At 60.6% G+C, this 12,830-nt stretch carries 11 protein-coding genes and 3 pseudogenes; 6 read left to right on the forward strand and 8 right to left on the reverse strand.

Annotated features, from left to right (window positions below; translation table 11 throughout):
• Positions 1-51: 51 nt before the first annotated feature.
• The 3 genes and pseudogenes from ACOYQJ_RS25470 to ACOYQJ_RS25480 form a co-directional block, all read right to left on the reverse strand.
• A pseudogene (locus tag ACOYQJ_RS25470) lies at positions 52-1,082 on the reverse strand (IS3 family transposase); the annotation flags it as partial.
• 469 nt (positions 1,083-1,551) lie between these two features.
• Positions 1,552-2,337 (reverse strand): annotated as a pseudogene (locus ACOYQJ_RS25475) (transposase family protein); the annotation flags it as partial.
• Between the two features lie 10 nt (positions 2,338-2,347).
• Positions 2,348-2,911 (reverse strand): recombinase family protein, encoded by a 564-nt coding sequence (locus tag ACOYQJ_RS25480; RefSeq protein WP_422908701.1) that lies wholly within the window; start codon positions 2,909-2,911, stop codon positions 2,348-2,350.
• 297 nt (positions 2,912-3,208) lie between these two features.
• Here ACOYQJ_RS25480 and ACOYQJ_RS25485 point away from each other — a divergent pair, with 297 nt between their 5' ends.
• Positions 3,209-3,310 (forward strand): DUF3892 domain-containing protein, encoded by a 102-nt coding sequence (locus ACOYQJ_RS25485; RefSeq protein ID WP_422908702.1) that lies wholly within the window; start codon positions 3,209-3,211, stop codon positions 3,308-3,310.
• 66 nt (positions 3,311-3,376) lie between these two features.
• Here the strand turns inward: ACOYQJ_RS25485 and ACOYQJ_RS25490 are convergent, their stop codons facing one another.
• Together ACOYQJ_RS25490 and mobQ are read right to left on the reverse strand one after the other, a co-directional pair.
• Entirely contained in the window at positions 3,377-3,658 is a 282-nt protein-coding gene (locus tag ACOYQJ_RS25490) for a hypothetical protein (RefSeq protein ID WP_422908703.1), read from the reverse strand.
• Positions 3,659-3,693: 35 nt separating this feature from the next.
• Positions 3,694-5,040 (reverse strand): MobQ family relaxase, encoded by a 1,347-nt coding sequence (gene mobQ, locus ACOYQJ_RS25495; protein ID WP_422908704.1) that lies wholly within the window; start codon positions 5,038-5,040, stop codon positions 3,694-3,696.
• Between the two features lie 642 nt (positions 5,041-5,682).
• Here mobQ and ACOYQJ_RS25500 point away from each other — a divergent pair.
• The 4 genes from ACOYQJ_RS25500 to ACOYQJ_RS25515 all read left to right on the forward strand — a co-directional run bounded on the left by ACOYQJ_RS25500 (position 5,683) and on the right by ACOYQJ_RS25515 (position 9,560).
• Positions 5,683-5,970 carry a mobilization protein gene (locus tag ACOYQJ_RS25500; protein ID WP_422908705.1) on the forward strand — a complete coding sequence of 96 codons (288 nt, stop codon included), beginning with the start codon at positions 5,683-5,685 and terminating at the stop codon, positions 5,968-5,970.
• A gap of 11 nt (positions 5,971-5,981) precedes the next feature.
• Complete coding sequence (locus ACOYQJ_RS25505) at positions 5,982-7,643, forward strand: type IV secretory system conjugative DNA transfer family protein (RefSeq protein ID WP_422908706.1); 1,662 nt, start codon at positions 5,982-5,984, stop codon at positions 7,641-7,643.
• 18 nt (positions 7,644-7,661) lie between these two features.
• The gene (locus ACOYQJ_RS25510) at positions 7,662-8,210 is read left to right on the forward strand and encodes a hypothetical protein (RefSeq protein ID WP_422908707.1); all 549 of its coding nucleotides are present in this window, start codon (positions 7,662-7,664) and stop codon (positions 8,208-8,210) included.
• 264 nt (positions 8,211-8,474) lie between these two features.
• The gene (locus ACOYQJ_RS25515; RefSeq protein WP_422908708.1) at positions 8,475-9,560 is read left to right on the forward strand and encodes a replication initiator protein A; all 1,086 of its coding nucleotides are present in this window, start codon (positions 8,475-8,477) and stop codon (positions 9,558-9,560) included.
• 17 nt (positions 9,561-9,577) lie between these two features.
• Here the strand turns inward: ACOYQJ_RS25515 and ACOYQJ_RS25520 are convergent, their stop codons facing one another.
• The 3 genes from ACOYQJ_RS25520 to ACOYQJ_RS25530 all read right to left on the reverse strand — a co-directional run bounded on the left by ACOYQJ_RS25520 (position 9,578) and on the right by ACOYQJ_RS25530 (position 11,082).
• Positions 9,578-9,787 carry a plasmid partition protein ParG gene (locus ACOYQJ_RS25520; RefSeq protein WP_290898151.1) on the reverse strand — a complete coding sequence of 70 codons (210 nt, stop codon included), beginning with the start codon at positions 9,785-9,787 and terminating at the stop codon, positions 9,578-9,580.
• Positions 9,787-10,437 carry a ParA family partition ATPase gene (parA, locus tag ACOYQJ_RS25525; protein WP_299567929.1) on the reverse strand — a complete coding sequence of 217 codons (651 nt, stop codon included), beginning with the start codon at positions 10,435-10,437 and terminating at the stop codon, positions 9,787-9,789. The genes ACOYQJ_RS25520 and parA overlap by 1 nt, the downstream gene beginning before the upstream one ends.
• 192 nt (positions 10,438-10,629) lie before the next feature.
• Positions 10,630-11,082, reverse strand: a complete 453-nt coding sequence (locus ACOYQJ_RS25530) for a type II restriction endonuclease (protein WP_422908709.1) — start codon at positions 11,080-11,082, stop codon at positions 10,630-10,632.
• On the opposite strand from ACOYQJ_RS25530, the pseudogene ACOYQJ_RS25535 reads away from it, so the two are divergent.
• A pseudogene (locus ACOYQJ_RS25535) lies at positions 10,977-12,707 on the forward strand (Tn3 family transposase); the annotation flags it as partial. The gene ACOYQJ_RS25530 and the pseudogene ACOYQJ_RS25535 overlap by 106 nt on opposite strands.
• Positions 12,708-12,830: the final 123 nt, after the last annotated feature.

The raw sequence follows: 12,830 nt of genomic DNA on the forward strand, positions 1-12,830 counted from the left end.
AGTATCACATGCAGATCAACAAAACCTTTTCCCTTCAACAACATAGAAAGATGGGCGTAATGAAGCAAAGTTGTAGTCATATCGCCAAAGGGCCAACTTTCGCCGGGCATCGTCCAAGGTGTCGAAGATCTCCTCGTTCAACAGCTCGTCGCGTAGACTGCCGTTGAATGACTCGATTAAGGCATTCTGCTGCGGTTTTCCAGGGTCGATGTAATGCCAGGGGACCCCGTTCTTATCGGCCCATTTCAGGATGGCCCGGCTGGTAAACTCGGTCCCATTATCACTGACAATGCAAGCGGGCTTTCCGTAGATTCGCACCAATGCATCCAGTTCGCGGGCGACACGGGCTCCCGAGATACTGGTCTCGGCCACCAAGCACAGGTTTTCGCGGCAGCAATCGTCGATCACCGCCAGGATGCGGAACTTGCGCGACGCGCCGAAGCTGTCGGACAGGAAGTCCAGCGACCACCGCGCATTTGGGTGCGCGGCTGCTGGCATTGGCGTACGTGTGCCCCGGGCCCGCTTGCGCCCCCGGCGTCGCTTCACGGAGAGCCCTTCCTCGCGGTAGATGCGGTAGAGCTTCTTGTGGTTCATGGTCATCCCCTTGCGTTCCAGCAGGATGCCGATCCGGCGGTAGCCGAACCGACGCCGCTTGCCAGCAATCTCCTGCATTTCCTTGCGGATCTCCGGACAATCCGGCGGGCGTTGGCGCCGGACTGTCTTTGGATCGACACCGACAAGCCGGCAGGCCCGGCTCTGCGAGATGTCGTGACCCCGCATCGCCCTGAGCGCTGCCTCTCGCCGCTTGGTCAATGTCGTCAGTTCTTTCCCAGCAAGTCTTTCAGCACGACGTTGTCCAGCATGGTGTCGGCCAGCAGGCGCTTGAGCTTGGCATTTTCGTCCTCCAGCGCCTTCAACCTGGCCGCCTCGGACACCTCCATGCCGCCATACTTGGACTTGAACTTGTAGAACGTCGCCGGGCTGAGGCCATGCCGACGGCACACCTCTGCCGTCGGCATGCCTGCCTCCTGCTCCTTGATCATCCCGATAATCTGCGCCTCGGTGAAACGGCTCTTTCGCATTCGTCTGCTCCTTCAAGGTTGGGCAGACTCTACATCATGGTGAGGGATTTCGAGAGGGGCAGGTCAGTGTGATCCGACGATCTATTGCTGGAATCTGATCAGCGCTGGAAAGGGAGAGCGGTTTAGAAAAATCGATTCCACCGCAGTTGAATGACAGGTTAGGGAGATTCGCCGCATCGTTAAATATTTTGTTTCTGCACATGCGAGCATCCGTTTCGACGTTCTGCACGTGCATTCGCTTCGCTCTCATATGTCCGGAAAGTCCGCGCCTTTCGCGTAGATCAGCCATGCGGCGAAAGTGCGGTTTGGATCTCGGCTGGCGAACCCCGTTTGAACGGCCGCTGTGGCGACACTTGCTATGGCTTGGCGGAAACGGTGCTGCGCCAGCGAAGTGCAGAAATCGAATGTCGGCTTCGTCCGCATCTTGCTTGTTCATGTGCCTCGAAGAGAATGGCCATGAATACCGTTTATGCGTCTTCCATTCCACCCCAAGCCGCTCCATCACCGTCTGAAACACCAGGCTCTTGGCGACAGGGCCATTGTCGAGATAGATCATCCCGGGAATACCCTGGAACTCCGTATCTTCCTTAGGCGACATGGCATTGAACAGGAACCGCAGCGCGCTTTCCGCATCCTCGCCGTAGACGCAGCGGTACTCCTGATAGGATGTGCCGGAGCGGTCATCCACGACGCTGTAAAGCATCATTGTTGGCTGCCCCCGCTTGGGGTCCAGCCAAGCCGGCTGTGCGATATGCTTCAGATCCGAGGGACTGATGTCAAACTGCCAGCATGCGTTGGAATGGCGGGCTTCAAAGCGGGTTGCCGGCGCCGCGCGGGTCATGCGGGGCTGGTCGTATCCCCAATCTTTCAGCCACCGGTTCACGGTCGATCGTTTCAACAGGCCTTTCGGGGGCTGCACATGGCCCTCCGGCGTCTGGACACCATGCTCTTCCAGGAGTTCGATGGCCCGGGTGGTCGAAAGATGCCGCCCTTTCCTGTTGCTCGTGCGCATCTTCAAGGCGGCGATAATCTCGCAATAGCGCGCCAGATCACGTTCCTGGATGCCACGCGGTTTCCCGCGATCCGACCGCCGCAAGCCCTTCGGCTGATGCAGGGATTTCAGGGCGCGGTAGACCGTGGACGGGCTGACGCCAAAAAGGCCCGCGATCCGTCCAACCTCTTCCCGCCGCGCCGCTGACCGGGGCGGCAACCCGGTCAGCCGGGTTCTCAGCGCCAGCATCGTCTCTGCCGGAATGCGGATGCCCCTATTTGCCATCGGCAAACTCAGCGACATAGGCATAGAGCGTGGCCCGTGAGATCCCCATCAGGCTGCAAATCTCCGGCACCGTGTGTTTGCGGGAGCGGTAGAGGTCCACCGCATGGGCCCGTTTCTTGCGGTCCAGCGCTTTCTTGCGGCCGCCCTTGCGGCCGCGCGCCCGCGCTGCAGTCAATCCAGCCTGGGTGCGCTCCCGGATCAGGTTGCGCTCAAACTCGGCAAGAGCGCCGAACATGTGGAAGATCAATTGGCCGCCGCTTGACGTGGTGTCGATGGATTCCTGAAGGCTCTTCAGCCCGACGCCCATCTCCTTCAGTTCTTCGGCCCGGGCGATCAAATCCTTCAGGGACCGTCCCAACCGATCCAGCCGCCAAACAACCAGCGTATCACCCTTGCGCAGTTGTTCCAGGGCGCTGGTCAGGCCCGGCCTTGCCGTCTTGGCTCCGCTCGCTTTGTCCTCGAAAATCCGCTCGCAGCCCGCCGATCTCAGCGCGTCATGCTGCAAGGCAAGGCTCTGATCCTCGGTCGAAATACGTGCGTAACCAATGAGCATGAAAAACCGTCTGACAAACCAATTTGCTCGCCGAATCTCATACGGTGATTTCCAGACGCGGTAAACAGACAAAGTTGAGCCGTAAATTCAATCGGGAGAATTCGGCTACGGCTGCCGTCAAGCAAACGGGCGTTTGCCGGACGGCCTGTTCGCACGTAATCCGGGTTCGGCCCGATGATTGCAGGCTGGGTGCAAACAATCCGGGCTCATTCGCAAATAATGCGGGTTCCGCACCCCGGATAGACGCAAGCAATCCGGGCCGGAAATCACGATGTTTGCAAGCCGAGCACAGGATGATTGCAGGTCGCTACAGCTACGCGGAATGGAAAGAAATACCTGAAAACCGAGGCCGATGGAGCCGAACCGAATAACCTCTTGAGTCTGCCGCGCTGTAACTAGGCCTTGATCCAGTCCAAGAGGGGCGGTCGCGGCGTCACCGCCTCGGTATGTATCAGTGGCCCGAGATCACAGAGTCAGAGGCTGCGCGTCCGGCTTCTGATCGAACAGGATCACACGCCCGTCGCTGCTGCTCGGACTGTTGACCAGCACGAACGGCACATCCGCACCTTGTTTCTCATAGATGCAGCGGTATTTCATCTTGCCATCGAGCGGATCGCGCACTTGGTCGTAGCGATAGCTGTACTTGATCCCTTGATCGATCCAAGCCTCGACGCCTGCGGGCGTCACCAAGGACATGGGCTGCCCATCCAGCAGCAACGTTTTGCCCACGTTGAATACTTGATCCATCTTTCGGTCTCCTCTGTTTGTCCTGTCAGATCACGTCACAGGCTGTGACCTTCGCCACGATCCCTGTCCCGCGTGCTTTCATTCTCGTTGTCATCGCGCTCCTGCTCGCGGTCGTTGTCCGGTTCCAGCCGCTCGCGCGGCTTGTTCAAAACGTCCTTCAGCCGCTCGTTGACAGACGGCTTGCGCTCCTCGCGCTCGATGTCCTCGGAACGGTCCTGCCTTTGACGCTGGGCCGTGGTCCGTGACGGTCTCGCGGCATCCGCGCCGAGGTCATTTTCGCTGAACCCGTCCAGCTTGTGAACCGCCGCCTGGCCGTCGCGCCCGGCGTCCTTCTCCATGATCTCCTTCAGCCGCTCGCGCGCGTAATTGCGACCTTCCGGCTTTGGCGTGTCGTCCTGGTCCCGTGACCGGCCCACGACCTGCGACAACCGCTCGCGGATATCGTCCGACGTGCGCCCGTCGCGATCTTTCGCGGCTGCGGCCCTGAGCGCCGCCAGACCGGCAGAAACGCGGCCCTGCCCCGCCTCGCGCTCGATGCCGTAGGTCTCCCGCGCGATATCCAGCCGCTCACGCATTTCGCGGAAGGCGGCGCGGGCCTGGCGAGCGGCATGGACAACCGCGCCGCGCTCCGTGACCGGGACGTATTTCCAGCCCTGACGCTCGGCCATCGCCTTCGCCCGCCGCTCCATGGAATTGGCCGCTGGCCCCAGCTTCAGCTCGGGGTCGCGGTCCAGCTCCTCGGCGGACAGCTTGTCGCCACGATCCAGCGCCGCTTCGCGCTGCGCTTCGAGCGACCGGTGATCGACACGCTCGACTTCGCCGACACGCTCCAGCGCACGGTTCTGCAACTCGGCCCAGAGGCCGCGCATCTGCTCGATCTCGACGCCGCCGGTCTTGGCGGAATCGAGCACGCGCGTCTTGGCTGTGAAGCCCTCGGCTTCCAGCTTGCGGGTGGAGGTCAAAACATGAGCGTGATGGTTGCGCTGATCACCCTCGCGGTGCGGCGCGTGGATCGCCACATCGGCGGCCACGCCATAGCGGCTGACCAGCTCCTCGGCGAATTGGCGGGTGATCTGCGACCGGGCCTCGGCGCTGATCTCGGAGGGCAAGGCCAGCTCCCATTCGCGGGCGGTGACGGAGTTGCGACGGGTCTCGCTGGCCTCGGCCTCGTTCCAGAGGCGGGACCGGTCCGTGGCCCAGTCCGGGGCGTCCTTCGGGGTCAGGATGAAGGTCTCCTCAATGCCCTGCTTGCGGGTGTAATCGTGGACACGGCCTTCGCGCTGGCACTCGATGCGCTCCCCGACACGGTAGGCCGCTGCCGCCGTGGCGGAGCGCCCGGCGCTGCGTTTGATCGTCTTCACGGAGAGGTGGTAGCTGGCCATGCGCCCTCCCCTCGCCTGTGATGCAGACGCGCCCACGCGCCGGAGCTGATCCGTGCCGATGCCCTGACATTGGCCACCGGATCAGCCGTCTTTTCTTCGCAGGATCGCGCCCCAAACCGGCGCGGTACGAGAGGAAAAGACAGCCCGCTTGAGGCGAGCCAACGGCTCTCTGAGGCGTGGGCTTGCCAGTGATCTGTCCCCAAATCCCCAGCCTCATGGGGGGCAAGATATGGGGACAGATCACTGGCGGTTTGCCGGGGGCAAACCCGGTTCGTGTCAGCACCGTCAGGTCCGACGACACGAACCTCCCGCAAGGGAGACGCCAGCGGCAGACCGGCCCCCACCGTGGGGCATCGGGCGAGACGCTGGCGCGACCTTGCGGGACGCGATCCAACCGCTGAGGTTGGGCTGGGATGGTTTGGAAGGGGCGGCGCGCCCTTCCATGTCGCGGCGGCACGCAGCGAAGGGGATGGCCATCGGCCGGGGCTTTGCCCCAGAGAGATCGCACGCAAAGCTCGGAACCGCAGGTGAAGAGTTTGCATAAGTGCGCCCTTGTCCTTTACAGGCCTACGGGTAAGCGCTATCGCTCGACCTGACAAGACCAACCTGTCCACCTGCTCTTTTCAAAGATGGAGACGCGCATTGGCAGAGACTGAACTCGAACGGGCCGAGAAACGATACGCCCAGGCCAAGGCCCGGCTCCAAGCGCTGAAGAACCGGGAAAGCACCAGACAGCGCAAACTAGACACGCGGCGCAAGGTGATCCTGGGCGGGGCGCTCATGGACCTGGCCGAGAGGGATTCCGGTGCAGCCGCGATGCTCGACCGACTGATCCGCAACCTGCCCCGCGAACAGGATCGCAAGGCCTTCGCCGACTGGGACACGCCCTCCCCTGCTCCGTCCAACTCTGATCCGGAAACGCCGTCCTGATGCGGGGCGTAATGCTTGTCTTCGGAGGGCTGTTCCGGTTCTTCGGTCGGTTGATTTTCATGCCCATCCTGTTGGGCTGGATGATCGGCGCTGTCCTTTTCGGCGCGATGATCGGAGCACTCGTCGCCACGCCCTTCGTCTTCGCCTTCTTCGACCAGCCACCCGGCGAAAGCGCATGGCAGTGGCTGGTCTTTGGGCCGTTCATGCTCATAGGCGCTGTCTTCGGGTTCCAGTACTGGCGCATGGCCTCCGGGGCCGATGCCTTCTTCGGGCTGACCGGCGACAGCCACGGCTCCGCCCGCTTCGCCAACCGCAAGGAGCTGAAGAAGCTCCAGCGGGAAGACGGTCTCCTGATCGGGCGCAATCCGCACACCGGACGGCTGCTGCGCTATGACGGTCCGGCCCATCTGATCACCCTCGCCCCGACACGGGCCGGGAAAGGCGTCGGCACCGTAATCCCGAACCTGCTGGCGGCGGAACGCTCGGTCCTGGTTATCGATCCCAAGGGCGAGAATGCCCGGATCGCCGGGGAAGCCCGGCGGCGGTTCGGAACGGTCCATGTCCTCGATCCGTTTGAGGTCTCCGGGATGCCGTCTGCTGCCTACAACCCACTCGACCGGCTGACACCGGACAGCCTCGATCTGGGCGAAGATGCGGCCTCCCTGACAGAGGCACTTGTGATGGACCCGCCGGGACAGGTGACGGAGGCGCACTGGAACGAGGAGGCCAAGGCCATCCTCGGCGGGCTGATCATGTTCTGCGTCTGCCACGAGGACCGCAACCGCCGGACACTTGCCACCGTCCGGGAATATCTCACCCTGCCCCCGGAAAAGCTGCGCGCGCTGCTGGAGCTGCTGCAGGACAGCGATGCGGCGGGCGGACTGATCGCCCGAGCTGCCAACCGCTTCCTCGGCAAGGCGGATCGCGAAGCCGCCTCGGTCCTGTCGAACGCACAGCGCCACACGCATTTCCTGGACAGCCCGCGCATTGCCAAAGTCCTGTCGCGGTCGGATTTCCACTTCTCCGATCTGCGCCACCGGATCACTTCGGTGTTTCTGGTGCTGCCCCCGAACCGGATGGACGCCTACAGCCGCTGGCTGCGCCTTCTGGTGTCTCAGGCCCTTCAGGACATTGCACGGGACGCTGAGGCGTCCGTGAGGCCCCTGAGCGACCCTGAAGGCGCACAAGGGGGCACACAGCGCCTCAAGACGCCTACGCTGTTCCTCCTGGACGAGTTTGCCGCCCTAGGTCGCTTGGAGGCCGTGGAGCGCGCCATGGGGCTGATGGCGGGCTATGGCCTCCAGCTCTGGCCGATCCTGCAGGACATGAGCCAGCTCAGGGACCTCTACGGCGAACGCGCGGGAACCTTCATCGCCAATGCCGGGGTGCAACAGGTCTTCGGGGTGAACGATTTCGAGACGGCCAAATGGTTGAGCCAGATGATGGGCCAGGAAACTGCCGGGTTCCAGACCGACAGCTACAAGCCCGGTGACGGCCCCAGCTTCAGCAACAACATCACGGGTCGTGATCTGCTCACCCCAGATGAAATCATGCAGCTTCGCCCGGAAAGCCAGCTCCTGCGCGTGCAGGGGCAAGCCACCGCCGTCGCGCAAAAGCTGCGCTACTACACCGATCCTGAGTTCAAGGGGCTGTTCGTCCCGCAGGACCAGTAACCCCAAGGACGCCTCCCGATGCCAGACCAACCCGACCTCCCTGCCCTCTCCGATGATGATCTGCGCGAAACGCTCGATCTCATGGCCACGGCTGTCGCCAGTATGTCCGACAGGATCGACGATCTGACCGCCGTGGCGGACAAGCAGATCAAGGTCGCGACGGAAGCGCGGATCGCGGCCTTCGCCGCACGGGATCAGACCAATCCAAAAAATTACGGTGATCTTCTGGGTCAGACCCTCAACAGCCACCTTGGGGCAACCGCAGACGCGATGACCGAGATTGTCAGACACCTTGCCGTCCAGACGGACAAGACCATCGGGGCCTTGGCCAGATCGGAAGATGACAGGTCCAAAGCCTATCGAGAAGTGTTCGAGCGGGAACAGAAAGCGGATCGTCTCAAAAGTCGCCTGCCCTGGTTTGGTCTGGGTGCATTGGTTTTGGCCCTGATGCTGACGGTGACGCTTCCTCGTTTCTTGGCCAGCAACGCGTCCACATGTGCTGTCCTTGGGGCGTCCTGGACCACGACAACCACGGGTGTTGATGCCTGCGTCTTCTATCGACGGTGATTGGTCATCTGTGGCGATGGTCAGCTCAGCCCGACAGGCTGGGTGTTATATATGTGTTAGACTCTGTGTTACGCGAATCGTATGCCAACCTAAGATATTGAAAAATATGCTTTAATCCGGCATATTTTGAGCTTCCGGTGGGTGATATTACGATAACGGGTGTGTGATCTTACGAAAGATGGTGTGTGAAATTACGAAAGCCTGTCTGGTGGGTGATATTACGAATCCCTTGCCTTGGTGTGTGAAATTACGAATAGTAGTGGCATGGTGGGTGAAATTACGAAACCGGATCGGACGCCTCTTCTTCCCTTGCGACATGCACAGGGGGATTTCTTCGTTTGTGATATCTTCGACGCTGCGCCCAAAGGCGACATGGCGTCGATGGCGCATCCGATCTTCACCCTCTCGACCAAGCCTGACACCAAAAAACGACGCTATGTGGCTACAGATGGAAAGAGCTACGTGGAAATCAGGCCGAACATGATCGGTCTCGCAACTGTCCACGACCGTGACGTGCTGATCTATTGCATTTCTCAAGTGATGGCGGCTCTGAATGACGGAAAACAGGTTCACAGAACCCTTCGGTTCAAGGCGTACGACCTACTTGTCGCGACAAACCGTCCAGTTGCGGGAACCGGTTACAGCGGCCTGAAAGCCGCGCTGGAACGTCTCCAAGGGACGCAGATCGAGACTAACATCACCACGGGCGGCGTGGAACAGATTGACGGCTTTAGCCTGATAGACCGCTACCGCATTGTTCGCGAAACCCGCGACGGCCGGATGCTCGATCTAGAAGTCACACTTTCCGATTGGGTCTTCAACGCCATTGCCGGGGATGACGTTCTCACGCTCAATCGTCGCTACTTCCAGCTTCGTAAGCCTTTGGAACGCCGTCTGTATGAGCTGGCACGCAAGCAATGCGGGACGCAACCGGAATGGAAATGCGGTCTGGACAAGCTGAAGGACCGAACCGGCTCCACATCTTCTGATAAGGAATTTCGGCGGCTCGTCAAAGCAATCTGTAAGGCTGACGAGGAACACAACCACATGCCGGACTATGCCTTCCGAATGGAAGCAGACATCCTCACTGTAACGCCCAAACCTGAATTTCTGGAGAACTATGCGCCCAAACCAGAACAGGACAGACTGACCGGCGGCTATGTTCTGCCCCTCTCGCCTGATACCCTGGAACGGGCGCGGGATCTGGCTCCGACATGGGACATCAAGGTTCTGGTCGGAGAGTGGCGGACCTACGCCGCCAGACAGAAAGAACCACCAAAAAACTCGGACGCCGCGTTCCTCGGTTTCTGCAAGAGCTGGTTCAAGAAACGCGGTCGCAACGGCTGGTAGAGTAATTACTCAAACACTCATTTACTCAAGTACTCAGACCAAAGATCACGGGTGATGTCGGAGATTGACCGGCCCTCCTCGACCGCCTTAATCTTGATTTTGCGATAAAGTGTCTCCTCGATCTCGGCATTCAGGCGCTTCTTCTTCTCAGTCGTCTCGGTGACTTCGTGCAGGATGCGTTTGCGGGCCTCGTCGCCACGGCTTGGACGTTTAGCGGAAAGGGCCATCACGCGACCTCCCGTGTCGCGGTTGCAAGCACTGCCAGTATTTCGTTGCTCAGCGCCGTGGTCTCCGCCCTCGCCTTCGCATTGTCGGCGTCGAATACGGTCAGCCCTTCCGATGCCGTCTGAGGGTAGACTTGGCGTTGTGTTATGGTCGTCTCACAGACAGGCAAGGCGTAGTCGTCCAGCGCGGTTCGCACGTCACTGCCCAGCCGGGTTCCTTCCACGACACGGGAGACCACAAACCCGGCACGCGGCGATCCGTCCGTGACCTCTTGGCGAGCCTTGATAAAATCCACCAGGTCCGACGCGGCCCAAATGTCGTATGGCGATGGTTGAACGGGGATCAGAACGAAGTCGCTGACTTTGATGCACGCGGCGATCATGTCTTCTAGTTTTGCCGCGCCGTCGATTACCACATAGTCGTAGTTTGCTGCCATACTGGTCAACGTCTTAACGTTGTTGGGACGGTCCAGCGCGACCAGCTCGATGGGATTGTCTTCGCTGGCTGCGTGCCAGTCACGTGCGCTGCCTTGTGGGTCGCTGTCCACGATCAGAACCGAGTGTCCCATCTCGTGCAGCGATCTGGCGAGATTGGTGCTGATGGTGGTCTTGCCGCTACCACCTTTCGGATTCAGGACGGAAATTATGCTCATAGCTTTGCCTCATTTGTGTATTTACTCAAAGGTGTAACTGAGTATTTGAGGTGCGGCAAGTTTGGTGAGAACTGATGTCCGGCATCCGTTTGCTAGAAAGTGAGTGACAGAGCTGCAACTCATTTACTCAAAACCTCATTTGAGGAAAGTGTAGGGCAGGGGCGCAGCGCGAATGCTACGGGCGTGCTATGACTATCCCTGTCGCGCTCTGACCTCGCCGATGAAATCCCCAACCGACCAGAGCCAGCCGCGCTGCGCATCCGTGTAACTGCCGTGAACTGGGGAGGGGACCACGAGCTGAAGGCTGGACGCCTCCATCTGGTCGGTCTGCGGCTCTGAAATCCCCGGCTCCAGCGTCAGAAGATGTTTGCGGCTGATCTTCTCGGCCTCGGCCAAAACCTGCCGCCAGCGGTCCTTGCAAGTGGATTTGGCCCCCAGCATTGTCAGGCGTGGGTCGCCCTCGACTGGAGCTGCCTGGTAGGTCTCCAGATCGGGGAACAGGAAATCGGGCTTGTGGTTGTGTTCCGTAACTGCGCCCCGGATATCATCGCTTCCGACGCTATGCGCCGCGCATGCTGCGGGCGCTCGATATTCAGGCGGCGCCGGTGGCCGAACCGTTGCTTGCCGCGGCCGACATCGTCGCAGGTACGGAAACGACGACTACCCGGCCACTGACTTTTCTGCGCCGGGCTTCGAAATGGCATCGACACTTGAATCACGACGATGGGAACCGGCTTTGGGAGGTGGCGGTCCTGTGCCACCTGCGCGACGCATTCCGTGCCGGCGATATCTGGCTCACACATTCCCGCCGATATGGCGATCTCAAGGACGCGCTGGTTCCGACAGAAGTTGCTACGGCCACGCCAAAACTGGCCATGCCGTTTGAACCGGAGCTCTGGCTCGCGGATCGAAAATCTCGCCTGGCAGATGGCTTGGAACGACTGTCCCGCGCCGCCAGGGCGGGTGCCATTCCGGGAGGTTCTATCGAAGGTGGCGTGCTCAAGATTGACCGTCTGACGGCGGCTGTCCCCGAAGAGGCCGATGCCATGGTGCTCGATCTTTACAACCGCCTGCCGGAGATCAGGATCACAGACCTCCTGCTCGAAGTGGATGACGAGATCGGCTTTACCGAGGCCTTCACCCATCTGCGCACCGGCGTTCCATGCAAAGACAGGGTTGGCATGCTGAACGTGCTGCTGGCTGAAGGGCTGAACCTTGGCCTCAGCAAAATGGCTGGGGCCACGAACACCCATGATTATTTCCAGCTCTCGCGCCTGTCGCGCTGGCATGTGGAAAGCGAGGCGATGGCACGCGCCCTGGCCATGGTGATCGAAGGTCAATCTGCCTTGCCGATGGCCCGGTTCTGGGGCGCAGGGCAGACCGCTTCGAGTGACGGGCAATTCTTCCCGACCACGCGCCAGGGCGAGGCGATGAACCTGATCAACGCCAAATACGGCCATGAACCCGGTCTGAAAGCCTATACCCATGTCTCCGACCAGTTCGGCCCTTTCGCTACCCAGACCATCCCGGCCACGGTGAACGAAGCGCCATACATCCTTGATGATCTGCTGATGGCCGATGCAGGCCGGAAGGTCAGGGAGCAGTATGCCGACACGGGCGGCTTCACCGACCACGTCTTCGCCGTCACCGCCCTTCTGGGCTTTCAGTTCATCCCCCGCATCCGGGATCTGCCATCCAAGCGCCTTTACCTCTTCGATCCGAAATCCTGCCCGAAAGAGCTGACGGGCTTGATAGGCGGCAAGGTCAGGGAACCTGTCATCTGCTCGAACTGGCCCGACCTCCTACGCGCAGCGGCCACCATGGTTGCGGGTGCGATGCCGCCAAGCCAACTCTTGCGAAAATTCGCGGCATACCCCCGACAGCATGAACTTGCGGTAGCATTGCGCGAAATCGGCCGGATCGAACGGACGCTGTTCATCATCGATTGGCTGCTCGATGCCGACATGCAGCGCCGTGCCCAAATCGGCCTGAATAAGGGCGAAGCGCATCATGCGCTGAAAAACGCCCTGCGCATTGGTCGCCAAGGTGAAATCCGTGATCGAACAGCCCAAGGCCAGCACTTCCGAATGGCCGGGCTGAACCTGCTCGCCGCTATCATCATTTACTGGAACACCAAGCACCTTGGCCAAACTGTCACGGCGCGCCAACGCGACCGTCTGGATTGTTCACCAGATCTGCTAGCGCACATCTCGCCACTCGGATGGGCCCACATCCTTCTCACCGGTGAATACAGGTGGTCAAAAAAGTGACCAAACCGCCTTAGCGTAGGATTCTGCACTCTCCGGCATCAGACCCCTATGAGAAGGCACGGCGCGGCGAACTTGTCGTCGCCGCTCCTGTCGGTTTCGTGAAGGCTGGCGACCGGCTGGAGA

The organism is Pacificoceanicola algae, from assembly GCF_049341065.1.
GTDB lineage: Bacteria > Pseudomonadota > Alphaproteobacteria > Rhodobacterales > Rhodobacteraceae > Pacificoceanicola.